26 protein-coding genes are annotated in these 25299 nt (G+C 68.8%); 15 read left to right on the plus strand and 11 right to left on the minus strand.

What is annotated here, in order from left to right; genetic code table 11:
* The first annotated feature begins 238 nt into the window (after positions 1-238).
* Complete coding sequence (locus ACLJOO_RS09175) at positions 239-667, plus strand: MarR family winged helix-turn-helix transcriptional regulator (protein ID WP_410786438.1); 429 nt, start codon at positions 239-241, stop codon at positions 665-667.
* On the opposite strand, the gene ACLJOO_RS09180 is transcribed toward ACLJOO_RS09175, so the two are convergent.
* Positions 664-1284, minus strand: coding sequence for a TrmH family RNA methyltransferase (locus ACLJOO_RS09180; RefSeq protein WP_410787137.1), 621 nt, complete (start codon positions 1282-1284; stop codon positions 664-666). The two genes, ACLJOO_RS09175 and ACLJOO_RS09180, sit on opposite strands and share 4 nt — an antisense overlap.
* A 60-nt stretch (positions 1285-1344) precedes the next feature.
* On the opposite strand from ACLJOO_RS09180, the gene ACLJOO_RS09185 reads away from it, so the two are divergent.
* Positions 1345-2040, plus strand: coding sequence for a DedA family protein (locus tag ACLJOO_RS09185; protein ID WP_410786439.1), 696 nt, complete (start codon positions 1345-1347; stop codon positions 2038-2040).
* Between the two features lie 16 nt (positions 2041-2056).
* Here ACLJOO_RS09185 and ACLJOO_RS09190 read toward each other — a convergent pair whose 3' ends face one another.
* The 6 genes from ACLJOO_RS09190 to ACLJOO_RS09215 all read right to left on the minus strand — a co-directional run bounded on the left by ACLJOO_RS09190 (position 2057) and on the right by ACLJOO_RS09215 (position 8565).
* On the minus strand, positions 2057-2467 hold the full coding sequence (locus ACLJOO_RS09190; protein WP_410786440.1) for a hypothetical protein: 411 nt from the start codon (positions 2465-2467) through the stop codon (positions 2057-2059).
* Between the two features lie 92 nt (positions 2468-2559).
* The gene (locus ACLJOO_RS09195; RefSeq protein WP_410786441.1) at positions 2560-5541 is read right to left on the minus strand and encodes a BTAD domain-containing putative transcriptional regulator; all 2982 of its coding nucleotides are present in this window, start codon (positions 5539-5541) and stop codon (positions 2560-2562) included.
* Between the two features lie 217 nt (positions 5542-5758).
* Positions 5759-6607 carry a LemA family protein gene (locus ACLJOO_RS09200; RefSeq protein WP_410786442.1) on the minus strand — a complete coding sequence of 283 codons (849 nt, stop codon included), beginning with the start codon at positions 6605-6607 and terminating at the stop codon, positions 5759-5761.
* A gap of 37 nt (positions 6608-6644) precedes the next feature.
* Positions 6645-7376, minus strand: coding sequence for a DUF3137 domain-containing protein (locus tag ACLJOO_RS09205; protein WP_410786443.1), 732 nt, complete (start codon positions 7374-7376; stop codon positions 6645-6647).
* Positions 7376-7918 (minus strand): orotate phosphoribosyltransferase, encoded by a 543-nt coding sequence (pyrE, locus tag ACLJOO_RS09210; RefSeq protein WP_410786444.1) that lies wholly within the window; start codon positions 7916-7918, stop codon positions 7376-7378. The genes ACLJOO_RS09205 and pyrE overlap by 1 nt, the downstream gene beginning before the upstream one ends.
* Positions 7919-7950: 32 nt before the next feature.
* Entirely contained in the window at positions 7951-8565 is a 615-nt protein-coding gene (locus ACLJOO_RS09215) for a class E sortase (protein WP_410786445.1), read from the minus strand.
* 250 nt (positions 8566-8815) lie between these two features.
* Here ACLJOO_RS09215 and tdh point away from each other — a divergent pair, with 250 nt between their 5' ends.
* The 7 genes from tdh (at position 8816) to ACLJOO_RS09250 (ending at position 14416) form a co-directional block, all read left to right on the plus strand.
* Complete coding sequence (gene tdh / locus ACLJOO_RS09220) at positions 8816-9865, plus strand: L-threonine 3-dehydrogenase (protein WP_410786446.1); 1050 nt, start codon at positions 8816-8818, stop codon at positions 9863-9865.
* Positions 9865-11049, plus strand: coding sequence for a glycine C-acetyltransferase (locus ACLJOO_RS09225; RefSeq protein WP_410786447.1), 1185 nt, complete (start codon positions 9865-9867; stop codon positions 11047-11049). Before tdh ends, ACLJOO_RS09225 begins: the two co-directional genes overlap by 1 nt.
* A 52-nt stretch (positions 11050-11101) precedes the next feature.
* On the plus strand, positions 11102-11686 hold the full coding sequence (locus ACLJOO_RS09230) for a hypothetical protein (protein ID WP_410786448.1): 585 nt from the start codon (positions 11102-11104) through the stop codon (positions 11684-11686).
* 39 nt (positions 11687-11725) lie between these two features.
* Positions 11726-12001, plus strand: a complete 276-nt coding sequence (locus tag ACLJOO_RS09235; protein ID WP_410786449.1) for a hypothetical protein — start codon at positions 11726-11728, stop codon at positions 11999-12001.
* Positions 12001-12411: a type II toxin-antitoxin system VapC family toxin gene (locus ACLJOO_RS09240; protein WP_410786450.1), complete on the plus strand. Its 411-nt coding sequence runs from the start codon at positions 12001-12003 to the stop codon at positions 12409-12411. Before ACLJOO_RS09235 ends, ACLJOO_RS09240 begins: the two co-directional genes overlap by 1 nt.
* Before the next feature lie 32 nt (positions 12412-12443).
* A complete protein-coding gene (locus ACLJOO_RS09245) occupies positions 12444-13529 on the plus strand; it encodes a winged helix DNA-binding domain-containing protein (protein ID WP_410786451.1) in 1086 nt (361 codons plus the stop codon).
* A gap of 62 nt (positions 13530-13591) precedes the next feature.
* Positions 13592-14416, plus strand: coding sequence for an aldo/keto reductase (locus ACLJOO_RS09250; protein ID WP_410786452.1), 825 nt, complete (start codon positions 13592-13594; stop codon positions 14414-14416).
* On the opposite strand, the gene ACLJOO_RS09255 is transcribed toward ACLJOO_RS09250, so the two are convergent.
* A complete protein-coding gene (locus ACLJOO_RS09255) occupies positions 14413-15306 on the minus strand; it encodes a LysR family transcriptional regulator (RefSeq protein ID WP_410786453.1) in 894 nt (297 codons plus the stop codon). The two genes, ACLJOO_RS09250 and ACLJOO_RS09255, sit on opposite strands and share 4 nt — an antisense overlap.
* Before the next feature lie 98 nt (positions 15307-15404).
* On the opposite strand from ACLJOO_RS09255, the gene ACLJOO_RS09260 reads away from it, so the two are divergent.
* Entirely contained in the window at positions 15405-15665 is a 261-nt protein-coding gene (locus ACLJOO_RS09260) for a hypothetical protein (protein ID WP_410786454.1), read from the plus strand.
* Positions 15622-16521, plus strand: a complete 900-nt coding sequence (locus ACLJOO_RS09265) for a LysR family transcriptional regulator (protein ID WP_410786455.1) — start codon at positions 15622-15624, stop codon at positions 16519-16521. Before ACLJOO_RS09260 ends, ACLJOO_RS09265 begins: the two co-directional genes overlap by 44 nt.
* Before the next feature lies 1 nt (position 16522).
* Here ACLJOO_RS09265 and ACLJOO_RS09270 read toward each other — a convergent pair whose 3' ends face one another.
* The gene (locus tag ACLJOO_RS09270; protein WP_410787138.1) at positions 16523-18733 is read right to left on the minus strand and encodes a N,N-dimethylformamidase beta subunit family domain-containing protein; all 2211 of its coding nucleotides are present in this window, start codon (positions 18731-18733) and stop codon (positions 16523-16525) included.
* A 139-nt stretch (positions 18734-18872) separates the two neighbouring features.
* Complete coding sequence (locus ACLJOO_RS09275) at positions 18873-19673, minus strand: SDR family NAD(P)-dependent oxidoreductase (protein ID WP_410786456.1); 801 nt, start codon at positions 19671-19673, stop codon at positions 18873-18875.
* A 52-nt stretch (positions 19674-19725) separates the two neighbouring features.
* Here ACLJOO_RS09275 and ACLJOO_RS09280 point away from each other — a divergent pair, with 52 nt between their 5' ends.
* The 4 genes from ACLJOO_RS09280 to ACLJOO_RS09295 all read left to right on the plus strand — a co-directional run bounded on the left by ACLJOO_RS09280 (position 19726) and on the right by ACLJOO_RS09295 (position 23628).
* A complete protein-coding gene (locus ACLJOO_RS09280) occupies positions 19726-20364 on the plus strand; it encodes a pyrimidine 5'-nucleotidase (RefSeq protein ID WP_410786457.1) in 639 nt (212 codons plus the stop codon).
* Positions 20365-20458: 94 nt separating this feature from the next.
* Entirely contained in the window at positions 20459-21157 is a 699-nt protein-coding gene (locus ACLJOO_RS09285) for a FadR/GntR family transcriptional regulator (RefSeq protein WP_410786458.1), read from the plus strand.
* Positions 21154-21603 carry a GNAT family N-acetyltransferase gene (locus tag ACLJOO_RS09290; protein WP_410786459.1) on the plus strand — a complete coding sequence of 150 codons (450 nt, stop codon included), beginning with the start codon at positions 21154-21156 and terminating at the stop codon, positions 21601-21603. The genes ACLJOO_RS09285 and ACLJOO_RS09290 overlap by 4 nt, the downstream gene beginning before the upstream one ends.
* Before the next feature lie 72 nt (positions 21604-21675).
* Positions 21676-23628, plus strand: coding sequence for a glycosyl hydrolase family 28-related protein (locus ACLJOO_RS09295; RefSeq protein ID WP_410786460.1), 1953 nt, complete (start codon positions 21676-21678; stop codon positions 23626-23628).
* Between the two features lie 21 nt (positions 23629-23649).
* On the opposite strand, the gene ACLJOO_RS09300 is transcribed toward ACLJOO_RS09295, so the two are convergent.
* Complete coding sequence (locus tag ACLJOO_RS09300; protein WP_410786461.1) at positions 23650-25197, minus strand: MFS transporter; 1548 nt, start codon at positions 25195-25197, stop codon at positions 23650-23652.
* Positions 25198-25299: the final 102 nt, after the last annotated feature.

Raw genomic sequence — 25299 nt, forward strand, 5'->3', positions numbered from 1 at the left:
GTGAGGTGGCCGGTGGTTACGCCGTACGTGATTGGTGCGGCCATTGCGAGGGCCGCGGTAACCAGTTGCGCGAGGTGGACGCGCGCTGCCCGCGACCAGCGAACCATGTCGCGGGCCGCGAAGCTCTGATCGGCGTACATGGCTGCTCTCTGATGGATTGAAAGTAAGCCGAGCTTATCATCGCTGACCGTGCATACAAGCGAATCTGACACGAATAGTAAGTGTTAGCGTAGTGTTCGTGAACGATGTGAGAGAGACCGCAACCCAGCTTCGGAGGGCGAGTACGCGGCTCGCTCTGCGGATGCGGGTCGAGCGCCCGGCCGACGGTACGAGCGGCGCCGGGCTCACAGTGCTCGGCCTGCTCCACCTGCGCGGGCAGCTGACGGCGACCGAACTCGCAGCCGCCGAGCGGGTTCAGCCACAGTCGCTGACCCGAGTACTCGCGACCCTCGACCAGAACGGGCTGATCAGCCGCTCACCTGACACACGGGATCGCCGCCGCCAGACCATCGATCTCACCGAGCGCGGCCTGCAGGTGCTGATCGAACACGTCCGCCAATCCGACGACTGGCTCACCCGCGCGATGACCGAACGACTCACTCCGACTGAGCTGGACGTACTGCGGCTGGCCGCGAACCTGATCGAGCAACTCCTCCAGGAAACCTAAGGCTGCTGACCGAACGTGTGCCGGCGGATCCAGGCGTGCATCGCGATCGCGGCCGCCGCGCTGGCGTTGATGGAGCGGGTCGAGCCGAACTGAGCGATGGAGAGAACGGACGTGCAGATCTGGTGCGCGTCCTCGGTGAGCCCGGGCCCCTCCTGACCGAAGAGCAGGATGCACTCGCGGGGCAGGTCGTAGGTCTCCAACGGCACCGATCCCGGCAGGTTGTCGATACCGATCACGGCCAACGAACGCTCAGCGGCGTACGTCGCGAGGTCGGACAGCGCCGGCTGGTGTCGGACATGCTGGTAGCGGTCGGTGACCATCGCGCCCCGACGGTTCCACTTGCGGTTGCCGACGATGTGGACCTCGGACGCCAGGAATGCGTTCGCCGTCCGGACGACCGAGCCGATGTTCAGATCGTGCTGCCAGTTCTCGATCGCGACGTGGAACGGGTTCCGCTGCCGGTCCAGGTCCTCGACGATCGCCTCGAGCTTCCAGTACCGGTACCGGTCCACGACATTGCGCCGGTCCCCGGCCACGAGCAGCTCCGGATCCAGGCGCGGGTCGTCGGGCCAGTCACCCTCCCAGGGGCCGACTCCGACCTCGCTCGGGCCCACCATGTCCGCTCCCCGTACGTCGCTGCTCAGCTCATGCACAGGTTGGGACGCTACCCTGTCCGCGTGCTTCCTCTTGTCGCGATGCTGATGCCCAACTGGATGGACCCGGAGTACCTCCTGCACTGGATGGGTAACTGGGCCCTCTGGGGCACGCTGCTGGTGGTGTTCATCGAGTGCGGGGTGCTGTTCCCGATCCTGCCCGGTGACTCACTGCTGTTCGCCGTCGGCCTGTTCATCGCGCAAGGCTCCATCGACGTACCGCTCTGGCTGGCCTGTGTGCTGCTGACCGTCGCCGCGTTCCTCGGCAACGTCTCCGGCTACTACATCGGCCGGGCCCTGGGTACGTCGTTGTTCCGCAACCCGAACGCCCGGTTCCTGAAACCGAAGTACATCGAGCAAACGCATGAATTCTTCGAGCGGTTCGGTCCGCGCGCCCTGGTGATGGCGCGCTTCGTGCCGATCGTCCGGACGTTCATCACGATCGTGGCCGGCGCCGGGAAGATGGACCCGAAGAAGTTCTTCCTGTGGACCGGGGTCGGCGCGGTGATCTGGGCGCCGGGGATCACGCTGCTCGGCCACGCGCTCGGCAACGTGCAGTTCATCCACGACCACCTCGAGTCCGCGCTGATCCTGCTGGTGCTGGTCTCGCTGATCCCGATGGTCGTCGAGTACGTCCTGGCCCGCCGCCGCAACCGCAACAACAAGTCCGGCGACGCCCCGAAGCACGCCGCGCCCAAGCATGTCGTCGGCAGCGACTGACAGCCGGACGCCCGACTCAGTGCCCGAACGGGAAATGCGGCTCCGACCAGACCCAGTCGGTGCTCAGTAGTGACAGCTCGGCAGCGTCGACCGGTCCGGTCGGCAGCGGGCCGACCACCTGACCGGAGCCGAGTGAACAAGCCACCCGGATCCGGTCTGCCGCCTGGTACCAGACCAGCGCCCCCCGTGGCGCCGCCCCTTCACGGAGCAGGGCGTGGTGGTCGAGCCACCGAACCGCGTCGGCCGCGTCGTGCCAGCCGCTGTCGTGCGCGTACCCGAAAGCCATCCGCTGGAACTTCAGCGGCCAGTCCAGCCAGGCCGCCGATCCGACGCGCTCCAACTGCCAGTTGAGCGCCGCCTCGGTGTCCCGCGGGTTTGCCGCCCGCGGGACGTTCCGGCGTTCCACGACTACGTCCCCCCAGGCCATAGGTCCTCCCCGATCCCCCGTCCTCGGCCTGCGTGCCGTGGCATGGTGAGAATCCTGCCGAACCCGAATACACCCGCCGTACATTCGCGGCGTCAGCCGGCCGCGGCCCCTGCTTCGAAGCCGGCGAGCAGGCGGCGGCACTCGGCCGCTGCGCCGTCGTTCCCGGCCTGCTGCCACACGCGAGCAGCGCGTTCGAGGGTACGGCGGGCGTTGTCCAGGCTGCCCGTGGACAGGTAGAGCTCGCCGAGGTGTTGCGCCGCCTCGCCCTCGACGCTGCGATCGCCGAGCCGGTGACCGATGTCGATCGCGTCCAGCAGGATCTTGCGCGCCGCGGCCACCTCACCACGCTCCATCAGCGCCTGTCCGAGGAGCGCCCGGGTGTACGCCGCACAGTGGTCGTCACCCATCCCGTCGAAGATCGCCAGCGCCTTCCGCAACTGCCGGACCGCCTCGTCGTGGCGCCCTTGATGGACGCGGAGGTCCGCGATCCGCCGGCGTACCTTCGCTTCCCGGTGGGCGTCGGCCCGCCGTACGGCGATCAGGAACGCCTGGGCCAGCAGACGTCGGGAGGTGACCAGGTCGCCGCGGACCATGTAGATGTTCGCGGCCGCGGTCCGCGCCAGAGCTTCGGCGTTGGCGTTCCCGTCCTCGACGAACGCCTCGATCGCCTTCTCGTACTGCTCCAGGCCCTTGTCGCGCTCGCCGCGTTCGCGCAGCCAGGTGCCGAGCCCGACGGCGGCGACACCCTCACCGAGCCGGTCGCCGACCTCCGCGAACGCCTCCGCGGCGGCGTCGAAATGCCGGCGCGCGGCCTCCCAGTCGTCCTGGTAGACGGCGAGCTGGCCGAGGTTCCGGTGCATGATCGCCTCGCCGCGCCGATCCCCGCACGCGATCGCGCTGAGCAGTCCCTGCTGGTGCGAGCCGTTCCAGTCATCGAACCCGGCCCGCAGGTCGAGGTACGGCCCCCAGGCCGCGGCGATCCGCCAGGCGTGCTCGTGCAGTCCGTTCTGCGCCGCGGCGCGGATGGCCGGAACGAACGTACTGCGCTCGCTGTCGAACCACGCGATCGCGTCGGTCTCGGTGAACGGCGACGGGTCCGGCGCGGTCAACGGCCCGGTGTGCTCCAGTACGCCGAAGTACTCGAAGGACAGCCCGTTGTTGGCGCGCCGGATCTTGTTCAGGATCGCGTCGACCACGGCCTCGACGTCGCGGACCGCCTGGGCCTTCTGCTCGTCGTCGCCGACGCCGAGCGCGTGCAACCGCAGGAGGTCGTGGACGCGGTAGCGCGCCGTACCGCGCTGGTCGACCGAGCTGATCCGGACCAGGTTGACCTCGATCAGCCGATCCAGACTGCGCCGTACGGCGGCCGGTGACGCGACGGTCTCGAGCGCACGCGCGGAGAAGACACCGACCGCGAAGTGACCGATCAGCCGGTACAGCCGGGCTTCCTCGGGGCTCAGCGCGCCGTAGCTCAGGTCCGCGCTGGACCGTACGGCGAGCTCGCCGATGCTCAGCTCGTCCAGCCGAGACGTCTCGTCCCGCAACCGCCGAGCCAGCTCACGTGCACTCAGATCAGGCCGCTGCGCCAGGCGGCTGCCGACGATCCGGATCGCCAGGGGCAGGTTCGCGCACGCCGCCAGGATCTCCTCGGCCTCGGGCGAGGACGGGTCGATCCGGCCGGCGCCGGCGACCGACGACAGCAGGAGCGCCGCCTCGCGGTCGTCGAACGTGTCGAGCGGCGTACTGTCCGCGCCGGCCAGGTCCATCAGCCGGTTGCGACTTGTCACGACCACGGCCGATGCGCCGGTACCGGGCATCAGCGGCGTCACCTGACCTGCGGTGGCCACGTCGTCGAGGATGATCAGCACGCGGCGGCTCGCCAGCTCGGAGCGCAGCATCGCGGACCGCCGCTCCGGGTCGGTCGGGATCGCGTAGTCGGGCAGGTTCAGGCTGAGCAGCAGATCCGTCAGCGCGGCGGCCGGGTCGCGCGGGTGCGTCGCTCCGTGCATGTCCAGGTAGATCTGCCCGTCGGGGAAGTACTCCCGGACCAGGTGCCCGAGCCGGACGGCCAGCGAGGTCTTCCCCGTCCCCGGCGCACCGGAGATGACTGCGATCGGCGGCCGCACCGGATCGCGGCCACAGACCAGGTCGCGCAGCTGCTCCAGGAGCTCCTGCCGGCCGCTGAAGTCGGCCAGGTCGAGTGGGAGCTGGCTTGGTGGCCGCAGCGGATCGGTGAGCTCGGGCGCGGCCATCGGTCCGGGTTGTGCGGTCGGTCCCGGGCGGTCCGCCGTACGGTCCGCGGGGATACCTGGGTTGGGCCAGTTGGCCGAGCGGCCGTTCTCGGCGCGGGCGCCGGCGGCCTCCAGTTCCGGACCGGGCTTGATGTCCAGTTCGTCGGCCAGTGTCTGCACTGCCTTCGCGTACGCCGCTCGCGCTTCACCCACTCGCCCCGCAGCAACCAGCGCGTCGACGAGCCGCCGCCAGAGCTGCTCGTCGTACGGGTCCTCGGTGAGGCGTGCGCTCAGCAGTACGGCGGCGCCACTCGCGTCGCCGTACTCGAGCCGCAGGTCCAGCAGGCTGTCGACGAGCCCGCGGTGCTGCGCCTCCAGACGGGCGATCGAGCCCTCCCACGCCGCGGGCATCGGCAGGTCCTCGAGCGGGCGGCCGCGCCAGAGCGAGTACGCACGGGACAGCACCTGCATCGCCTGTCGGCCGTCACCCTGGTCGCGGAGGTGGCCACCCTCCGCGAGGAGCGACTCGAACAGGCTGGCGTCGAGCTCGTCGACACCGACCTCGATGCTGTAGCCGGCGGCCGAGGTGTCGATCGGCGCGGGCAGCCCGGCGTCCTGCAGCACTCCGCGGAGCGCACGCACGTAAGTCCGGATGTTCGCGGTCGCGGACCGCGGTGGGGTGTTCTCCCAGAGCGCGTCCGCGATCAGGTCGGTCGAGACGAACCGGTTCGGGTGCAGCAGGAGCGTGGCGAGCAGCTGGCGCGGTTTGGCGGCCTTGAGCGGCTGGCCCGGGACGTGCACGAGGCGCAGAGGTCCGAGGATCCCGTACCTCAGACTGTCCACTCGTCCGACCTCTCCACTCTTGAACCGACCTATCGTGGCATCCGGTTGTACGTGGCGGGAAGGCCGATGTACGCCGGATGTATCTCAGTCCGGCACTGTAGTCACAGGTACCGGGGGGAGGGCAGGCCCGGAGGTGGCGACTTGACCGCCGTCACACCGGGCCTGGCACTGGGAGAGAGTTCGGGATCGGGGGTCCTGGACTACGGGGAACCGGTGCCTACTGGCCACCGGTGAATGGCGGCTGTCCGTCCTGTGGCGCGGGGGAACCCGCAGGCGGCCCGCCCACCGGTGGCTCTCCCTGGTACTGCCCCGGCGCGGGGTACTGCCCCGGCTGGCCCTGGTACGGCGGCTGCTGCGCGGGCTGCTGGTAACCGCCCGGGATCTGCTGCGGCGGCGGGTAGTTGCCCTGGTCCCCCGGCATCTGCGGGTGGATCTGCCCCGAGGACTGCGGCCCCGGCTGCATCTGCGGCGGCGCCTGCTCCCCGGCGACCGAGCCGATGGTGCCGAACGAGACCTGCGGCACCGCGCGGACCTGCTCGTCCTTGACCTCGAAGTACCCGGCCTTCTCGAACTTGAAGCCGCCCGCGATCAGGTTCGACGGGAACGCCTCGATCCGGGTGTTGTAGTCGCCGACGTTCGCGTTGTAGAACCGGCGGCCGGCCGCGATCCGGTCCTCGGTGTCGGTCAGCTCGCGCTGCAGACCGAGGAAGTTCTGGTTCGACTGCAGCTGCGGGTACTGCTCGACCGAGATCATCATCTGACGCAGCGCGCCGGACAGCTGACCCTCCGCAGCGGCCCGCTGCTCCGGGTTGGAGCCCTGCACGTTCACCGCCTGGGTGCGCAGCCGGGCGACCTCCTCGAACACGTGCCGCTCGTGCGCGGCGTACGCGCGCACGGTCTCGACCAGGTTCGGGATCAGGTCGTACCGGCGGTGCAGCTCGACGTCGATCTGCCGCCACGACTCCTGGATCAGGTTCCGCTGCTTGACGAACCGGTTGTACGACGTGATCAGCATGATCGCCAGAATGACGATCACCGCGACGATCACGATGATGACCCAAACCATGACGAGCTCCCGAGAGTTGGCAGTGCTGGGAGCGACTCTACGGGTACCCGGGTCCGCCCGGAGGGGGCTGCTGGCCACGGGGGTCGACGCCTGCGTAGTCGCGCCAGACGTACGGCGGGACGTTCAGCGCCACCTGTTCGAGCAGCGCGAGGCGGTTCAGCACCTCGTTCGGGTTGTGCGCGCCGTTGTCCCAGCCGACCAGCGAGTTCCCCTCGAAGCGCCAGCCGATCTCACCGCGGGCGAGCAGCATCTCCATCATCCGCGGCGTCACCACCGCGTGCCCGAACCGCTCGTCGTCGGCCTTGACCCGGAACGCGCGGTTGAACTGCTCGCTCTCGAACTGGATGTCCCGGAAACCGAGCACGTTGGCCACCGCGCCGCCGAAGATTCCCTCGTGCGTCACCTCGAGGTGCGGCAGCGCGCCCGGCAGTTGCAGCACGACAACACCGAAGTTGTGCGTGGTGGTCCGTCGCTGACCTTTCCCGTTCGTGGTGTGGGTCTGGTAGCTGTAGTCGAAGGCAACCATCTGGTGACCGTTGAACGGTCCCGACAGCACGTTCTTCACGCGCCAGTTGTCGCCGGTGCGGAACGGCGTACCGGCCCATTGACCGGCGAGCGAGTTGTTGGCCGGCACGTACGACCAGCCGTACTGGTTGGCGAGACCGGCGAACATCTCCCGGCGCTTCTTCGCCCGGTAGTAGTTGAAGTAGGCGAGACCGCCGACAAGCACCAGCGCCAGTAGGACGAACAGGAGAGTGCTGCTCTGCATCAGAGCCCCAGGTCCTCGAGACCGAACACGGACCGGTACTCCAGGCCTTCCGCCTCGACGCGCTCCTGCGCCCCGGTCGCCCGGTCCACGATCACCGCGACCGCGACCACCTCGGCCCCGGCCTCGCGCAACGCCTCGACCGCGGTCAGCACAGATCCCCCGGTCGTCGAGGTGTCCTCGACCGCGAGCACCCGGCGACCCTTCACGTCCGGACCCTCGATCCGCCGCTGCAGACCGTGCGTCTTCTCGGCCTTCCGTACGACGAACGCGTCGAGCGTCCGCCCCTCCTGGGCCGCCGCGTGCAGCATCGACATCGCGACCGGGTCCGCGCCGAGTGTCAGTCCGCCGACAGCGTCGTACTCCAGGTCCTTGGTGAGCTCGAGCATCGCCGGGCCGATCAGCGGCGCCGCGGCCGCGTCGAGCGTGATCCGGCGCAGGTCGACGTAGTAGTCAGCTTCCTTACCCGACGCCAGCGTCACGCGACCATGCACGATCGCCTTGCCCTTGACCTGCTCCAGCAGTCCGTCCCGGTCGTAGCTCATGAGCCTTGAGCTTAGATCACCGGTGGGCCCACCTATTTCTTAGTCACCTTCACCAGTTGGCCGAAGGCGACCGAGCGGTCGGTGGAGTGGAAGAGGTCCTGGCAGGTGGTCAGAGTGATGATCGACTGGGTGGGTGCCTGGCGTTTGCCGGGGACGGGGTCGAGGACCCAGGTGTCGGTCGGCTTGACAGTCAGGTCGCGGGGCGAGCCGTCCAGCTCGTACGTGTAGACGGCCTCCGCGGTTTCTACGACGACCTGGTCGCCTTTCTGCAGCTCGAGCAGCTTGCGGAACGGCGAGCCGTGCGTGACCCGGTGCCCGGCGATCGCGAAGTTTCCCGGCTGTCCGGGCAGCTGCGTCTGCGGGTAGTGCCCGATCCCGCGGGCCAGGTCGTCGGCGTCGACACCCTCCACCACCGGCTTCTCCCAGCCTGCGCCGAACTTCGGGATGCGGATCAGCACGAACGGCTTGCCCGTCGACGGCTTCACCGCCGCAGGCGTCTTCCACTCGTCCCGGAGCGCGCTCTCCGCCTTGTCCATCTGCTGGTTCGAGACCACACCAGTCCCGAAGTACTGCCAGCCGACCCACCCGAGCAGCCCGACCCCGACCACGAGGAACACGATCCCGGCTCCCCTGACTACTCCCCGCATGCGTCCAGGGTATGTCTCCCGATCCCACGCCGTAGCGAGCAGGTGCTCGGTGCGGTGGCTCGGCGTGCTGGAGCGAAGGCGTCGATGTGGTTTCATCGTCGCCTTTGCTCCAGTGCGGCGAGGTGCCGTGCCGGGTGCCGCGCAGTAGGCGTGGGATCGGGAGACATACCCTCGGTATGCAGTTGGGCTGTAAAGGCTGTGTACGACGTGTCGATGGACGGCGATGGTTGCCCGGGACGACGATGTGGGCATGAAGGCGCTCGTGAAGGCCGAGGCCAAGCCCGGTCTGTGGTTGCAGGAGGTCCCGGAGCCGAAGATCGAGGCTGACGAGGTCCTGATCAAGGTGCTGCGCACCGGGTTGTGCGGCACCGATCTGCACATCCAGAGCTGGGACCACTGGGCGCAGAAGAACGTGCCGGTGCCGATGGTGACCGGGCACGAGTTCTGCGGCGAGGTGGTCGAGGTCGGTGTCGGCGTCCGTGACGTCGCGGTCGGCGACCTGGTCAGCGGCGAGGGACATCTGGTGTGCGGCCGCTGCCGCAACTGCCGGGCCGGGCGCCGCCATCTGTGCATCAAGACGCGCGGTCTCGGCGTCCACGTGCCGGGTGCGTTCGCGGAGTACGTCGCCCTGCCGGCCATGAACGCGTGGGTGCACAAGGACCCGGTAGACCTCGACGTCGCCGCGATCTTCGACCCGTTCGGCAACGCCGTACACACGGCCTTGTCGTTCCCGCTGGTCGGCGAGGACGTGCTGATCACCGGCGCCGGCCCGATCGGCGTGATGGCCGCGGCGGTCGCCCTGCACGCCGGCGCACGGAACGTGGTGATCACCGACCTGTCGGAGTACCGCCTGGACCTGGCGCGGAAGATCGGCGTGACCCGCGCGGTGAACGTGGCCGACGAGACCATCGCGCAGGCGCAGCAGAGCCTCGGGATGCGCGAGGGGTTCGACGTCGGGATGGAGATGTCCGGGCAGCCGGCCGCGCTGCGGGAGCTGCTCGCGAACATGACGCACGGCGGGAAGGTCGCGATGCTCGGCCTGCCGTCGGACGAGATCGCGATCGACTGGAGCACGGTGGTGCTCAACATGCTGACCATCAAGGGCATCTACGGCCGGGAGATGTTCGAGACCTGGTACTCGATGTCGGTGATGCTGGAGCGCGGCCTGGACCTGACCCCGGTGATCACCCACCGGTTCGGGTACGGCGACTTCGAGCGGGCCTTCGACGTGGCGCGCCAGGGGCAGTGCGGCAAGGTGATCATGGACTGGACGATCGAGACGCTGGAGGAGAAGCACTGATGTTCGGGCGGATGCGGGACGACCTGACGACGACCATCGGCGAGATCCGGGGCGCCGGGCTCTACAAGTCCGAGCGGGTGATCACCTCACCCCAGCAGGCCTTGATCTCGGTTGCGTCGGGCAACGAGGTGCTGAACTTCTGCGCGAACAACTACCTCGGGCTGTCCGACCACCCGGAGGTTGTCGCCGCGGCCAAGGAAGCCCTCGACCGGTGGGGTTTCGGGCTGTCCTCGGTGCGCTTCATCTGCGGCACCCAGCAGATCCACAAGGACCTTGAAGGTGCGCTGAGCAACTTCCTTGGGACCGAGGACACGATCCTCTACAGCTCCTGCTTCGACGCGAACGGCGGCCTCTTCGAGACGCTGCTCGGCGCCGAGGACGCGATCATCTCCGACGAGCTGAACCACGCCAGCATCATCGACGGCGTCCGGCTCTCGAAGGCCCGTCGGTACCGGTACAAGAACCGGGACATGGCCGACCTCGAGACCCAGCTGAAGGACGCCGCCGACGCGCGGTACCGGCTGATCGCCACCGACGGCGTGTTCTCGATGGACGGGTACGTCGCCCCGCTCGACGAGATCTGCGACCTGGCCGAGCGGTACGACGCCCTGGTGATGGTCGACGACTCGCACGCGGTCGGTTTCGTCGGACCGGACGGCGCCGGCACCCCGTCGCTGTTCGGCGTGAAGGACCGCGTCGACATCGTCACCGGCACCCTCGGCAAGGCCCTCGGCGGCGCGTCCGGCGGCTACGTCTCCGCCCGTCGCGAGATCGTCGAGTTGCTCCGCCAGCGCTCCCGCCCGTACCTGTTCTCGAACTCGCTGGCGCCGTCCGTCACCGCCGCTTCGCTGAAGGCGCTGGAGTTGATCGGCACGTCGAGCGACCTGCGCGACAAGCTCGCCGCCAACACCGCGCTCTTCCGCACCAAGATGACCGAGGCCGGCTTCGACGTACTCCCCGGCGACCACCCGATCTCCCCCGTGATGATCGGCGACGCCGCCGAGGCCGGCCGCCTGGCCGACAAGCTCCTCGACCTCGGCATCTACGTCATCGGCTTCTCGTACCCCGTCGTACCCCAGGGCAAGGCCCGCATCCGGGTCCAGCTCTCCGCGGCCCACTCCACCGAGGACGTGGAGCGCGCCATCGCGGCCTTCGCCGAGGCTCGCGCCGCCCTCGCGAACTAGTCCGGCGCGGACGCCGTTAGGGTTGTCCGGTTCGCACTGGGTGAGGAGCTTTATGCGCCAGATGCTGGCGGTTGTCGGAGTACTGGGTGTGGCGTGCGTTGCCGGGTGCGGGGCGGACGGGCCGGTGGCTACGGCGCCGTCGCCTGCCTCCTCGAGTGCGCCGTCGGTGACTGCATCGGAGCCCGCCGGGGCGTATGCGCCGCCGTCGCCGGCGCGGAGTGCTCCGGTCGTACGGACGACCCCGACGATGCTGAGTCTTTCGGCTGCGGGAACGAAGTACCTGCAGATCACCCGGCCGTACAACGTCGCGCTCGAGCGCTTCGAGAAGGCGGCCAACGAGAACATGTCACTGACGACCCTGCAGGCCAGGGCCAAGGCGGTGGCCGCGGCGAACCTCGCCGAGTACGGCGCACTGAGGTCGATCGTCTGGCCCGCCAAAGTCTCGACCCAGATGCGGGCGCTCGCGAAGGCAGACGCCGCCGCCCGACCGCACTGGCTCCGCGTCGCGGCCAGCGACAGCAAGTCCGAGATGGCCGACCACCTCGAACTCGCCACCGCCGCCGGCAGCAAAGCGCCGTCTGCACAGATCCGCCAACTCCTCGGCCTCCCGAAGTACGACGAGAAGGACTACAGCTGACGGTACCGTTCGTGGTACCAACCTGGTACCGTGAACTGTATGGCCATGAACCTGCGACTTCCTGCCGACGTGGAGACTGCTCTGCGCGCGGAGGCGGAGCGCACCGGCCGGTCGCAGCAGGAGATCGTTCGCGACGCGCTCGGTCGTCGTCTGCACCTGATCGACCACGAAGACCCGAGCGGTGATCGCGAACGCGCGCGGGCCGCGCAGGTGGTGCAACCGGCCCGGGTCCCCTACCGCAGGGTGAAGCCGCGCATCCGGTTGCCGAAGGGAACCAGCAGCCTCGACGCGCTCGACCGCGGCGACCGCTTCTGATGCGCGTCTACTTCGACAGCAGTGCGCTGATCAAGCGCGTCGTCGCCGAGGACGAGTCCGACGCACTGGTCGACTTCCTCGACGCACGCTACGAGCAGGGTGATGTGCTGGCATCGTCCTCGCTCGCGTGGGTCGAGGTCTCGCGCGTCGTGCTCGCCCGGGTGCGGAAGCCGGGTGACGCCGGCGAGCTGATCGACGGCGCGATGTCCGGTATCGACGAACGCGCGATGTCGGCCGAGGTGGTCAGCGTCGCGCGGCGGATCGAGCCGCTCATCCTGCGCAGCCTCGACGCACTGCATCTCGCCACGGCCGTGCTGATCGACGCCGACCTCGTTGTCACGTACGACGAACGCCTCGCGACCGCGTGCCGCCGCAACGCACTCGCCGTCGCATCACCGGGACGCAGCTGACATTTGTCGGTGCAGCCGGGCAGGATGCGTGCATGGTGGTGATGAGTGGGCGGGCGGTCAATCGGGCGACGTTGGCGCGGCAGGTTCTGCTGGCGCGGGAAGCGGTGCCGGCGGTGGACGTGGTCGGCCGGTTGGTGGGGATGCAAGGGCAGGAGGCCAAGCATCCGTACGTCGGGTTGTGGTCGCGGATCGACGGGTTCGCGGAGGCCGAGCTGGATCAGGCGGTCCGGGAGCACGACGTCGTACGGGCAACGCTGTTTCGGGGGACGTTGCATCTGGTGACTGCGGCGGACTACCTGCGGTTCCGGGTGACGGTGGCGCCGGTGCTCGAGGCCGGGTTGAAGGTGCTGGGGGAACGCGGCGCGGGGCTGGAGCCGGGGAAGGTGGTGGCCGCGGCGAAGAAGTTGCTGGCGAAGGAGCCGTTGACGTTCACGGAGGTGCGGGACGCGCTGCAGCAGCAGTTCCCGGACGTGAACGAGCGGGCGCTCGGGTTCTGCACGCGGATGCTGGTGCCGTTGGTGGTCTACCCGACAGACGTCCGCTGGTCCTGGACAGCCAACTCGCGCTTCACCCCGGCCGAGGAGTGGATCGGGAAGAAGCTTCACCAGCGTTCGGAGACCAAGGAGTTGGTCACCCGCTACCTGCAGGCGTTCGGTCCCGCGACGCCGGCGGACTTCCAGACCTGGTCCGGTTTGCAGAAGGCGAAGCCGTTGTTCGACGAGCTGGAGCTCGAGGCGTTCACGGATGAGGCCGGCAAGACGCTGTATGACGTACCGGATGCGCCTCGCCCCGATCCGGACACACCGGCGCCGGTGCGCTTCCTGCCGGAGTTCGACAACGTGCTGCTGTCGCACGCGAAACGGGAACGGATCATCGCCGACGAGCACAAGCCGGCCGTGTTCACGAAGAACCTCCGGGTCAAGGCGACGTACACCGTCGACGGCCTGGTCGCCGGGCTGTGGACGACCGAGAAGAAGCGTGGTGTGGCCACTCTCACGCTGACGCCGTTCGGCCGGACGCTGAAGAAGACGCAGGCGGAGCTGGAGCGTGAGGGCGACGGTCTGCTTCGGTTCCTGGAGCCCGATGCCAAGTCCTACGAAATGGTTACTACCGGTTAATGAGGTTGTTGTCACACGTCGGATGACTGGGCCAGAAACCCTTTGCCGGGTGGAATGGGTAGATGAGCACAGTCCCCTCCATCACTCTGGACAACGGCGTCGAGATCCCGCAGCTGGGCCTGGGGGTCTGGCAGGTCGAGGACTCGACCGTCACCGATGTCGTGGCGTCGGCGTTCGAGACCGGCTACCGGCACATCGACACCGCCGCGATCTACGGCAACGAGACCGGCGTCGGCCGGGCGATCGCGGCGTCGGGCCTCCCGCGTGACGACCTGTTCATCACCACCAAGCTGTGGAACTCCGAGCAGGGGTACGACAGCACGCTGAAGGCCTTCGACGCGAGCCTGGACAAGCTCGGCCTCGAGTACGTCGACCTGTACCTGATCCACTGGCAGTCGTTGCAGCGGGACCTGTACGTCGACACCTGGAAGGCGTTCGAGCAGCTGTACGCCGACAAGCGGGTGCGTGCGATCGGCGTCTCGAACTTCCACGAGCCCGCGCTGCGGCGGATCTTCGAGGAGACCACGATCCGCCCGGCGGTGAACCAGATCGAGCTGCACCCGGCGCTGCCGCAGGACGAGCTGCGCGCCTTCAACGCCGAGAACGACATCGTCACCGAGGCATGGAGCCCGCTGGCCGCCGGCGAACTGCTGGCGAACCCGGCGCTCGCGACGATCGGCGCGAAGTACGGCAAGTCGCCGGCCCAGGTGATGATCCGCTGGCACCTGCAGCTCGGCAACGTGGTGATCCCGAAGACCGTCACGCCGAGCCGGATCAAGGAGAACTTCGAGGTCTTCGACTTCCGGCTGGACAACGACGACATGGCCGCGATCGCGGACCTGGAGACCGGCGTCCGCACCGGCGGCGACCCGGACGTCTTCGGCTAAACCAGTTCGAGAAAGCGCGCCAGGACAGGCGAACGGTTGTCCGGGGACCAGGCTACGGAGAGTGGCCAGAGTGGTAGGTCGTCGGACAACTCGCGATAGACGACCGTGTCGGGGTTGGACGGCGGGGTCGGGCTGATCAGCAACGAGACCCCGAGTCCGGCCGCGACCAACGACACGATCGTCTGTACGTCGGCGGCCTCCTGCTCGATCCGCGGTGTGAACCCGACCGCCCGGCAGTACCCGACGAGCGTGTCGTGCACCGCCGGCCCGCTCGGCCGCGAGTAGAACACGAACGGCTCCTCCGCCAGCTCGGCCAGCTGCAGCCGTTTCCGACGCGCCAGCCGATGCCCGGCCGGCAGCACAGCCACCAACGAGTCCTCGGCCACCACCCGCGATGTCAGCTTGGGCGCGAGCTGTACGACGGCACTCGCACCGGCCGGCGTACTGGGCCGAAGTAGCCCGACGTCGATCCGCCCGTCCCGCAGGGCCTCGGTCTGCCGCAGCGTCGTCCACGACTCCAGGTCCAGCACCACCTCGGGATACGCCTGCCGGAACGCACCCAGCAGCCGCGGCAGCGCGTCGAACGTTGCCGACTGCACGAATCGCAGCCGCAACGTCCCCAGCTCACCGCGCTGCGTCCGTTGCGCCGTACGGACCGCCTCGTCCGACCGCCGCAGCAGGTCCTGCGCGTCGGCGAGGAACGTCGCGCCGGCGGCCGTCAGCACGAATCGGCGCTTCACGCGGGCGAACAACTCGACGCCCAGATCGTGTTCGAGCGCCGCGATCTGGCGACTCAGCGACGGCTGGGTCAGGTGCAGCCGCGTGGCCGCACGCCCGACGTTCATCTCCTCAGCCACCACCACGAACGACCTCAGCTGGCGCAGTTCCATACCGATATCATGCACCAGACACATCAACTCCGCGCAGAACTTTCATTGGACGTATCAACGTCCGGGTTCCTACTGTCGAAGGGTCGAAAGGAACCACCGTGCACTACGTACCGTTCTCCGTGATCAAGTCGATCCACGAACAGACCCACTCCGCGATGCCGAACGCCCCGGTCCGCCCCTATGTCCCGCGACGCCACCCGATCCGCGACGCCGTCCGCCGGTGGCGCGAGCGTCGTACGCCGGACCACCGTCCGGCCGTCGAACTGAAGCTGCTCCCCGGCGAGCTCAAGGCCGACCTGTGCCAAGCTGAGCTTCGTGATCGAGGTACGACGCCTGCGGGTGTTGCGCGCGCTTGCTGACCACGGGACTGTGACCGCGGCCGCCGAGGTGCTGCATCTGACGCCCTCGGCGGTCTCGCAGCAACTGGCCGCGCTCGAGTCCGAGGTCGGCCAGGAACTGCTCGAACGCCGCGGCCGCCGGGTCGCGATCACCTCGGCGGGCCGGCTGCTCCTCGCCCACGCCGACACCATCCTCGCCGAGGTCGAACGCGCCGAGGACGCGATGCGGCTGCACGCGAACGGCGCGAACGGCGAGGTCCGCGTCGTCGCCTTCGCGACCGCGATCACCCTGCTGGTCGCACCGGCGCTGACCAGGCTCCGCGAGACCAACCCCGGCCTGTCCCTGGTCGTCCGCGACGCCGAGGGCCACCAGGGCATCACCCACCTGCTCGACGGCGACGCCGACCTCGCGATCGCGGTCGAGCACCGCGGCTCCCCGCGGCACGACGATCAGCGGCTGGTCCGGATCCCGTTGTACGCCGAGCCGTTCGTCGCCGTTCTGCCGCCGACGCACCCGGGCGCCGATCACGACACGATCGAGCTGGGCATGCTCGCGAACGACGACTGGGTGATGACCGCACCCGGCAATCCGATCCGCGACGTCGTACTGCTCGCCTGTGAGCAGGCCGGGTTCCAGCCGCGGATCGTCCACCAGTCCGACGACTTCCGAGCCGTCGCAGCCCTGGTCGCGGGTGGCGGCGGCGTGTCTCTCGTCCCACGCCTCGCCGTACCCGAACCAACCCTCGCCCTGATCCGCCCCCTCCCGGACCCAGCGCCAACCCGCCGCGTCTACGCCGCCGTCCGGAACAGCCGCGCCGACCATCCCCTGATCACCGCAACCCTCGCAGTCCTCACCGAGGTTGCCGAGAAGCTGTGAGTCAGTCGTCGGTCGCCAACTCGTGATTGGGCACGGCCACCCGTAGCTCGGGAGCTCCTTCGGTGACGCCGATCGTCCCGCGGCCGACCCAGTTGGTGATGTTGGTGACCATCGTGGTCACCACCCGTCGCGACTCCACCGACTGCGCCGGCATCCCCAGGTTCGACGGACAGCGGCGTACCAGGAAGCAGCCGTAGGTGAACGTCGATCCGTTGAACACCCGCGCTCCCGATGGCGCGACGAACGCGGTCGAGTGCATCGGGGTCGACGTACCGGTCGAACGGCACTTGGCGCTGCCGCTCGCGACGATGCCCAGTCCCGGGTGCTTGTACAACCCCGGCCAGACGTAGTCGGCCTCGCCCGCAAGGAAGCCTGGTACGACGGTGCCGACCGGGATACCGCGGAACAGCCAGCCACTTCCGGTCCTGAGATTGGCCGCGAAGATGCCGCAGCTGTACTCGGCACCCAGCAGCGGCTGCGATGCGTACGCGTCACCGAGGTACCGCCAAAGGGTCGAGCTCCCGCCTGCGATGTACCGGTCGACATCCCAGCTCCGCCGGGTGCTGTCGGTGAAGGTGATGCGCCGGTACGTCGCGTTGGCCCCGAAGCTGGCCACGTTGACGCCGCGCTTGATCGCCTGACTGATCGATGCGCGCATCCGCAACGAGTAATACTCGTCGTGCCCGGGCAGGAAGATCGTCCCGGCCCGCGCCGCCAGTTGTCCGCCGTACACGTCCAGGTCGTTGTCGGTCCAGTACGTGACGTCCAGCCCCTTCGACTCCGCCCACACGACCAGTCCCTGCTCCAACGGCAGGAACTGCCCGGAGCCTTGGCCCTCGGCGTACGGACGGTCGAACGTCAGCCGACCGGAACCGGTCGTCGCACTGCTGTAGAAGCTCCGGCCGCCGTACCAGTTGTAGGCCTCCCAGGTCGTCGTCGCCTGCTGGATGAGGAGGCTGTGCTTCCGGCCGGTGTCGTCGCGAACCGTCAGCGGGGCGTACGCAGCGTACCTGCCGTCGCTCACCTTGATCAGGTAGGTGCCCGGCACCCAGTTCCGGTCCACCACGATGGTCAGCGTCTTCGACCAGTTCGCCGCGGACGCCATCCGCAGTGGGTGACCGTTGGCGGTACCACCGATCGTCGGCGTCGGTTGCACGACAGTCGGTACGCCGTCCCGCCGCCACACCTCGCGCCCTCCGAGGCCCTGGTAGTACCCCACCCGATACGCCACGACGCTGACCGGTCTGCCGGACGTGACCTTGAGGTCGACCGCGCTGCCGCAGGTCGCGGAGACCTTGGTCAGGTACGCGGCCAGCGGACCGTTCATCGTGGTCGGGATGACCCACGCCCCGGTGCCCGGTTTCGCGTTCTCGGCGGCCGTCGTCGGCCACGCGGTCGGGCATCCTGCAGGTCTCACAGGGAACGAGCCGGCCAGGATCGTCGGCATCGGCGCGGGTGGCGCGATGAGCGCGAGGGTTCCCGTTCCCGCCATCAGTTGGGCGCCAGTCGATGTGGTCGCCACCATCCCCAGTCTCATGATGCCGCCGTACTTGGACAGCGCGACGCCGTAGATCGGGATCGCCAGTCGTACGCCGCCGCGGACGCTGAGCGGGGAGCGCGGGCGCCAGGTCGCATAACCACTCGCAACCGTCAGGGTCCCGTTGACACTCGTCAACGATCCTGTCGCGCCGGTGGGCAACTTCATCCGGACAGCGGTCAGGATGCCGGGGCGGCCAACTGTTCCGGCGTAGGTGAGCGTTGTCTTCTGGCCGGGGATCGGTTTGGTCGCGGTGATGCGCACGTTGGCCGGGCGGACCAGCGTGCCAGTGCCGGCGGACAGTGCGGCTCCCGTGGTGCCGATCGCCCGGAAGCTCAACGACCACGGGCCTCCGCTCGGCAGGAGTACGCCGTAGAACGGAATCGAGAAGCGGGCGCCGACGGCAACGGTCAGTGTCCTCGTCGGTCGCCACTGCAGCACACCCGGCGAGACCGTGCGTACGGCGCCGTTGACCGACGTGATCCGCCCACCTGAGCCCGGCGGGATCGACACCAGGATGTAGCGCAGCGTTCCCGGTCGGGTCGCCGTACCTCCGTAGCTCAAGGTCGTGGTGCCGTTCGACGCCACGGTCGCCGAGATCGCGACATTGGCCACCACCGCTCTCGCCGGTGTGGCAGCAACCGTCAGCGTCGCCGGCGCCAGCAGAAGCGCCATCACCGCGGCGGCGTACCTTCTGCACCTAACCGATGGCATGCCCATGATGTCTCCCCCCGCCGGCACCTGCCCGCCTCGGCGGCCCCTTCAAGTGCCAACTAGCAGCAAGATCGCACAGCGACGGCGATGCGCCTAGAGGTCAGTTGGACTCTCTGCGAGTCTTTGCAGCCGACGACGCGGGACGGCGGCCGTCCAGGCCCACGGTCGACACGCGGGAGATGAGCGCTCGGGGCGTGAAGCGGGCCGCGATCACCAGGAGTTTGTAGCGGCGGCTCGGGATCGAGATCGCCTTCCCGCGCATGAGGTCCTTCCAGGCCGCGGCGACGAGCTCGTCCGCGTCCAGCCACATGAACGACGGGATGAGCGTCTTGTCCATCTCCATCCGCTCGTGGAACTCGGTGTGCACGAACCCCGGGCACAGCGCCATCACCGCGACACCCTGCGCGTGCAGCCCGGTCGCCAACCCGGCGGAGAAGCTCGTCACCCAGGCCTTGTGCGCGCTGTAGATGTTGCGCTGCAGGAATCCGGCCACCGAGGACACGTTGATCACCGCACCCGAGCCGCGCTCGATCATCGGAAGTACGGCGGCATGCGTCAGCCGCAGTACGACGCGAACCAGCAGATCGAGCTGCTTCTCCTCGACCTCGACCGGGTTCTCCCAGAACGGCTTCTTCTGCCCGAAGCCGGCGTTGTTCACCAGCAGCTCGATCGGCCCGGTCCGGAACCGCTCCTCGACGCGCGCCAGATCGGCCGCGTCGGTCAGGTCGGCGGCCAGCACCTCGCACTCGACACCGTGCAGCCGCGTGATGTCGGCGGCAACCTCCTTGAGGCGCGCCTCGTCCCGCGACACCAGCACCAGGTCGTACCCCTCGAGCGCGAGCTTGTCCGCGAACGCCCGGCCGATCCCGGTCGCCGGCCCGGTGACGAGCGCAGTCGGCATCGTGCAGTCCTCCCGTCGGTGACGCACCCAGTGTGTCACCTACTCTGATCAGGTGCTGGCGGACATCGACACCTGGGTTCTGGACCTCGACAACACCCTGTACCCCGCCGACTCGGCGCTGGCCGGACAGCTGACCCACGGCATCCTCTCGACGATCGCCGAGTACTACGGCACCGATCTCGCCGGCGCCCGGCGCATTCAGGCCGACCTGGTCGCGGCGTACGGCACGTCGCTCCGCGGCGCGATGGTGACCGGGACCATCGACCCGCATGACTTCCTCGGCTTCGAGCGCCGGCTCGACTACTCGACGATCGGTCCCGATCCTGTGCTGACGGAGGTGCTCGAAGAGTTGCCCGGGCGGCGGTACGTGTACACGAACGGCTCGGCGTACCACGCGGAGCAGGTGCTCGACCGCCTCGGACTGACCGGGTGCATCGACGGCGTCTTCGACATCCTCGCCGCCGACCTCGTCCCGAAGCCGTACGACGAGAGCCTGGACGCGTTCCTCGCGTCGTTCGGGATCGACCCGGCGCGGGCCGCGATGTTCGACGATCTCGAGGTGAACCTGACCGGGCCGCACGAGCGCGGGATGACGACGGTCTGGGTGACCGGCGGAACGCCGTACGAGCAGCTCGCGGCCCGGCGCTGGCGGGCGGCCGACCTGCCCGGCTTCCTCCGCGCAAACATCTGATGAATCGCCGATAAAGTCACGGGGGGCAGGCTGAGCATGAACAGATGTGACCAGAAGTGGTCTGAGGACTTACGCTTCGGGAGGAGGTGAGGGGATGGCTGCTACGGACAAGGCACTGGCCGGGTTGCGGCAGATGATCGCGTCCGGGGAGCTCGGGCCGGGGGCGAAGTTCCCGCCGGAGCCCGAGTTGTGCGACCACCTGGGCGTGTCCCGGAGCTCGCTGCGGGAGGCCGTGCGGTCGCTCGGCGCGCTCGGGGTGATCGAGTCCCGGCACGGCTCGGGCACTTACGTCACCGCGCTCGATCCGGCCGCGATCATCGGCCGGTTCTCGCTGTCGGTCGAGCTGATCCCGCTCGAAGGCGTGCTCGAACTGCTGGAGGTACGCCGGGTGCTCGAGGCGCACGCCACCGCCGCCGCGGCCGCCCGCCAGGACCCGGAGCTCGCGGCGCGACTGAGCACAGTCCTCGACCAGCTCGAGTCGACCACCGACGCGACCGAGATCCAGCACCTGGACGCCGAGTTCCACGGCCTGATCTGCGCGGCCGGCGGCAACCCGACCGTCACCGCGCTCACCGACGTGATCCGCGGCCGCGGCGGCCACTACCGGATCTTCGAGCCCGGCGCCGACTTCGACGCGATCAAGCAGACCAGCGACCGCGGCCACCGCGCGATCCTGGCCGCGATCACCACCCGCGACCCCGCGGCCGCCGCCACCGCCGCGTCCGCCCACATCGCCCAGACCGAACTCTGGCTCCGCGCCCTCCGCCCCGTCCCACAACCGGCGCTGCCGTGAACTGGACCCTTCGCCCCGCATCCACTGCCGACCTCGACCAACTCGTCGAGCTCCGTGCTGTTGTCATGCGCCCCGACCTGGAACGCCTCGGGCGGTACGACGAGCACCGGGTCCGCCAGCGTTTGCGCGATTCGTTCGCCGCGGAGCACACCCAGATCATCGAGGTCAACGGTGAACCGGCGGGCTCGGTCACGCTCCGCCCGACCAAGACGGCAGGCGGTGGGCAGTGGTGGCTCGAGCACTTCTACCTGGACCCGCGGCACCAGGGCCAGGGCCTCGGGACCGCGGTTCTGCGGAGTGTTCTGGGTCGCGCGGATGCCGACGGCGCGACCGTCTGGCTGAACGTCCTGCAGGGCAGCCCGGCGCGGAAGCTGTACGAACGCCACGGCTTCGTGGTCGACGACGAGGATCCGGTCGACGTCTTCATGGTTCGGAAATTTCTCTGACCTGTCGAGATCTTGCGCGCCGCTCGTCGGGTGCATAACCTCCAGACACTTCGTCCGGGAGGGGATCCGCCGATGTCCCGTTCGCACTTGATCGCGGTCGCCGTGACGACCGCGCTCCTCGGTGCCGTACTCACGTCCCAACCAGCCGCCGCAGGCCCCGCGCCGCGGATCACCCGCGCGGGCCTCGATCCCGCCTTGGTGACCGGCCGCGGCGCCGACGTACCGTTCGTCGAGCAGGAGGCGGAGAACGCCGCCTTCACCGGCGAGCAGCTCGGCCCGGGGCGGGAGGCATACACGCTCCCGGCTGAGGCTTCCGGGCGGACCGCCGTGCGGCTCCAGCCCAAGCAGTACGCCGAATTCACGCTGACGCAGCCCGCGAACGCGTTCACGTTGCGGTACAGCATCCCGGACGCTCCGGCCGGCGGCGGGATCACCGCGCCACTCGACGTGAGCGTCAACGGGAAGCACCGGCGGACGATGACGCTGACGTCGCAGTACGCCTGGCTGTACGGCATGTATCCGTTCTCCAACGACCCGAACGTCGACCCCATCCCGGGCTGGTGGAAGCCGGAACCGGATCCGGTCGCGAAACCGTTCCGGCCGAACCACTTCTACGACGAGCAGCGCATGATGCTGGACCGGACGTACCAGGCCGGCTCGCGGATCCGGTTCGCGGTACCTCGTGCGACTGCGGCGGCGTGGACCGTGCTCGACGTCGCGGACTTCGAGCTGGTCGGAGCGCCCCTGAAGCAACCCAAGCGCTCATTGGACGTGCGGCTCTTCGGCGCCGACCCGACCGGGCGACGGGACTCCGCGCCGGCGATCGAGCGCACGATCGCGGCCGCGCAACGGATCGGCTGGTCGGTGTTCATCCCCGCGGGCACGTTCCAGGTGAACCGGCACATCGTCGTCGACCGGGTGACGATCCGCGGCGCCGGCAACTGGCGGACGATCATCAAGGGCAAGGTGCTCCCACTCGCGGAGCCAGCGCCAGACAAGTCGGTGCACAGCGCACCCGGCTTCTACGGCAAGTACGCCGCCGACGGCGGGAGCACCGGCGTACATCTGTCGGACTTCGCCCTCGAGAGCGACGTCCGCGAACGCATCGACACCGACCAGGTGAACGGGATCGGCGGCGCGATCGGCGGCGGCTCCACGATCGAGAACCTGTACCTGCACCACACCAAGGTCGGCATCTGGCTCGACGGCCCGATGGACGGCCTGCTGATCCGCAACAACGTCATCACCGACGCCGTTGCCGACGGCATGAACCTGCATCTTGGTGCCTCCAACGTTCGTGCGACCAACAACTTCGTCCGCAACAGCGGCGACGACGGCCTCGCGATGTGGTCGGAGGCGAACCCTGCCGGTCTGGTCAATCACGACAACGTCTACGACCACAACACCGTCCAGACACCCGTGCTCGCGAACAACATCGCGATCTACGGCGGCCGCGACAACGCGGTCACCGACAACCTGGTCGCCGATCCGATCCGCGAGGGCAGCACGTTGCACGCCGGCTCGCGATTCAACGCGACGCCGTTCGAGGGCACGCTGAGGTTCGCCCGCAACACCACGGTCCGCGGCGGTCCGCGCGATCTCAACTGGAACATCGGCCTCGGCGCGATCTGGCTGTACGCGCTGCAGTCCACGATGTCGGCTCCGATCGAGATCACCGACAGCTCGTTCCTGGACTCGACGTACAACGCGATGATGTTCGTCGTCGACTGGCCGGTGAAGGACGACTACGCGATCACGGGAGTCGCCGTACGCAACATCAAGGTCGACGGCACCGGGACCAACGTGGTCAACGCCCGGGTCGGCGGCTGGGCGACGTTCGAGAACGTCGACGCCCGCAACGTGGGAGTCCCATTCGTCAACAACTGCGGCACATTCCACTTCAACGGCCCGCCCGAGTTCGACGTACGGCTGCTGAGTGGCAACGACGGCGGCTGGACCGGCGCGACGTGGTGCGAGGACCGCCCCGCCGTCGTACCACCCCCGCCGCCGTCTCCGTGGAACTGACGGTTCCCCAGGCCATCACAATCAGCCGATGCCGGCGCGCTCCGGCGTGGTCGCTTCGTGATCCGGTGATTGTGATGGCCTGGAGGTCCGGAAGGCGGCCGTGAGGACGATCGCGCCGAGGAGGACGATGCCCGCGGCGACGCCCGCCGCGAGGTGCATGGCGTGGACGAAGGCGTCGTTCGCGAGTTGCACCAGGTCGGGGCGGTGCAGTGCGCCGGCCGCGTGGCGGGTCGCCTCAGCCGACGTACCGATCGCCTCCTCGTTCGGCAGGCCTGTCAACGCGGGCGCGATCCGGTGCTGGTACGTCGACGACACAACGGTCCCGAGTACGGCGACACCGAGAACGCTGCCCACCTGGCGGAGGGCGTTGCTGACCGCGGACCCGGCCCCGATCCGATCCATCGGGAGCGTCGCCATCACGGCCGCGGTCGTCGGCGCGACGGTCATGCCGATCGCGAGTCCGGCGATGCCGCCGATGATCCCGATCACCACGAGCGACGTGCTGACGTCGTACGTGAGGTTGAGTGCGAAGCACACCGCGAGGGTGAGGATCGCCGTACCCGACACCTTCGCGACACCGAAGCGGGCGGCCAGCCGGGCACCGAGCGGGGCGCCCACGATCACGCCCATTGCCCCGGGCAACGACATCAGGCCGGCGTCCAGCGCGCTCATGCCGCGGGCACCCTGGAGGTAGAAGGCGAGGTAGAAGCCCTGTCCGGTGATGGTGAGGAAGACCGCCGCCAGCGAGAGGTTGCCCGCCGCAAACCGGCGATTGCGGAACAGGCGCGGGTCGAAGCTCGGCTCGGGTTCGCGCCATTCGGAGTAGAGGAAGCCGGCGAGCAGCACGAGGCCGGCGCCGATGCTCGCCCAGACCTGCCAGCGATCCCAGCCGCCTTGGTGACCGCCCTCGATCAGCCCGTACGACAAGCCGAGCAGTCCGAGCGTGGACAGGCCGAGGCCGAGCGGATCGAGCCGGCGGCGCTGCGGGCTACGCGGATTCGGGAGTACGACGGCGGCGCCGATCAGGCCGAACACGACGATCGGCAGGTTGATCGTGAAGACCGAACCCCACCAGAAGTGATCGATCAGTACGCCGCCGAGCACCGGTCCGACGGCGACGCCGACACCGGCCGACGACGACCAGACCGCGATCGCACCGGCCCGGCGCTCCGGCGGGAAGGTCCACCCGATGATCGCCATCGACGTGGGCATGATCAGGGCACCGCCGAGCCCCATGGTGGCGCGGGCGAGGATCAGGCCGACCGGGTCGGTGGCCCACGCGGCCCACGCGGAGGCGATGCCGAAGATCAGCAGGCCGAGCATCAGGATGGTCCGGTGGCCGTAGCGGTCCCCGAGGGCGCCGGCCAGGAACAGGGCGGTGGCGAACAACAGCGAATAGATGCCGACGGCCCACTGCAGTTGGCCGGGCGTGGCGCCGAGACCCTGCACGGGGTCGGCGAGGCGTTCGAGAGCGATACCGAGGACGGTCGAGTCGATCCAGATCAGGACAGCCGAGACGACCAGGATCGCGAGAATGCGGCGCTGCCGCGGGGGGTCGATCGCAGACACGAAGTCTCCTATGATTGACAGGACCCTGACGAGGTTTCCCATCGTCCTCGATTGACAGGAACCTGTCAATCTCCTTTTCGCGATACCGCGTGCTCTGGCGCG

It is taken from the genome of Kribbella sp. C-35, from assembly GCF_046549195.1.
Lineage (GTDB): Bacteria > Actinomycetota > Actinomycetes > Propionibacteriales > Kribbellaceae > Kribbella.

Excerpts from the sequence above, each read along its gene's own strand:
- ACLJOO_RS09180 (WP_410787137.1), bottom strand. The coding sequence starts at position 1,284 with ATGGTGGGCCCGAGCGAGGTCGGAGTCGGCCCCTGGGAGGGTGACTGG.
- ACLJOO_RS09235 (WP_410786449.1), top strand. The coding sequence starts at position 11,726 with ATGGCCATGAACCTGCGACTTCCTGCCGACGTGGAGACTGCTCTGCGC.
- ACLJOO_RS09270 (WP_410787138.1), bottom strand. The coding sequence starts at position 18,733 with ATGGCGCTTCTGCTGGCGCCGGCGACGCTGACGGTTGCTGCCACACCG.
- ACLJOO_RS09190 (WP_410786440.1), bottom strand. The coding sequence starts at position 2,467 with ATGGCCTGGGGGGACGTAGTCGTGGAACGCCGGAACGTCCCGCGGGCG.
- ACLJOO_RS09225 (WP_410786447.1), top strand. The coding sequence starts at position 9,865 with ATGTTCGGGCGGATGCGGGACGACCTGACGACGACCATCGGCGAGATC.
- ACLJOO_RS09275 (WP_410786456.1), bottom strand. The coding sequence starts at position 19,673 with ATGCCGACTGCGCTCGTCACCGGGCCGGCGACCGGGATCGGCCGGGCG.
- ACLJOO_RS09240 (WP_410786450.1), top strand. The coding sequence starts at position 12,001 with ATGCGCGTCTACTTCGACAGCAGTGCGCTGATCAAGCGCGTCGTCGCC.
- ACLJOO_RS09255 (WP_410786453.1), bottom strand. The coding sequence starts at position 15,306 with ATGGAACTGCGCCAGCTGAGGTCGTTCGTGGTGGTGGCTGAGGAGATG.
- ACLJOO_RS09295 (WP_410786460.1), top strand. The coding sequence starts at position 21,676 with ATGTCCCGTTCGCACTTGATCGCGGTCGCCGTGACGACCGCGCTCCTC.
- ACLJOO_RS09285 (WP_410786458.1), top strand. The coding sequence starts at position 20,459 with ATGGCTGCTACGGACAAGGCACTGGCCGGGTTGCGGCAGATGATCGCG.
- ACLJOO_RS09200 (WP_410786442.1), bottom strand. The coding sequence starts at position 6,607 with ATGGTTTGGGTCATCATCGTGATCGTCGCGGTGATCGTCATTCTGGCG.
- ACLJOO_RS09205 (WP_410786443.1), bottom strand. The coding sequence starts at position 7,376 with ATGCAGAGCAGCACTCTCCTGTTCGTCCTACTGGCGCTGGTGCTTGTC.
- pyrE (WP_410786444.1), bottom strand. The coding sequence starts at position 7,918 with ATGAGCTACGACCGGGACGGACTGCTGGAGCAGGTCAAGGGCAAGGCG.
- ACLJOO_RS09215 (WP_410786445.1), bottom strand. The coding sequence starts at position 8,565 with ATGCGGGGAGTAGTCAGGGGAGCCGGGATCGTGTTCCTCGTGGTCGGG.
- tdh (WP_410786446.1), top strand. The coding sequence starts at position 8,816 with ATGAAGGCGCTCGTGAAGGCCGAGGCCAAGCCCGGTCTGTGGTTGCAG.
- ACLJOO_RS09230 (WP_410786448.1), top strand. The coding sequence starts at position 11,102 with ATGCGCCAGATGCTGGCGGTTGTCGGAGTACTGGGTGTGGCGTGCGTT.
- ACLJOO_RS09245 (WP_410786451.1), top strand. The coding sequence starts at position 12,444 with ATGGTGGTGATGAGTGGGCGGGCGGTCAATCGGGCGACGTTGGCGCGG.
- ACLJOO_RS09250 (WP_410786452.1), top strand. The coding sequence starts at position 13,592 with ATGAGCACAGTCCCCTCCATCACTCTGGACAACGGCGTCGAGATCCCG.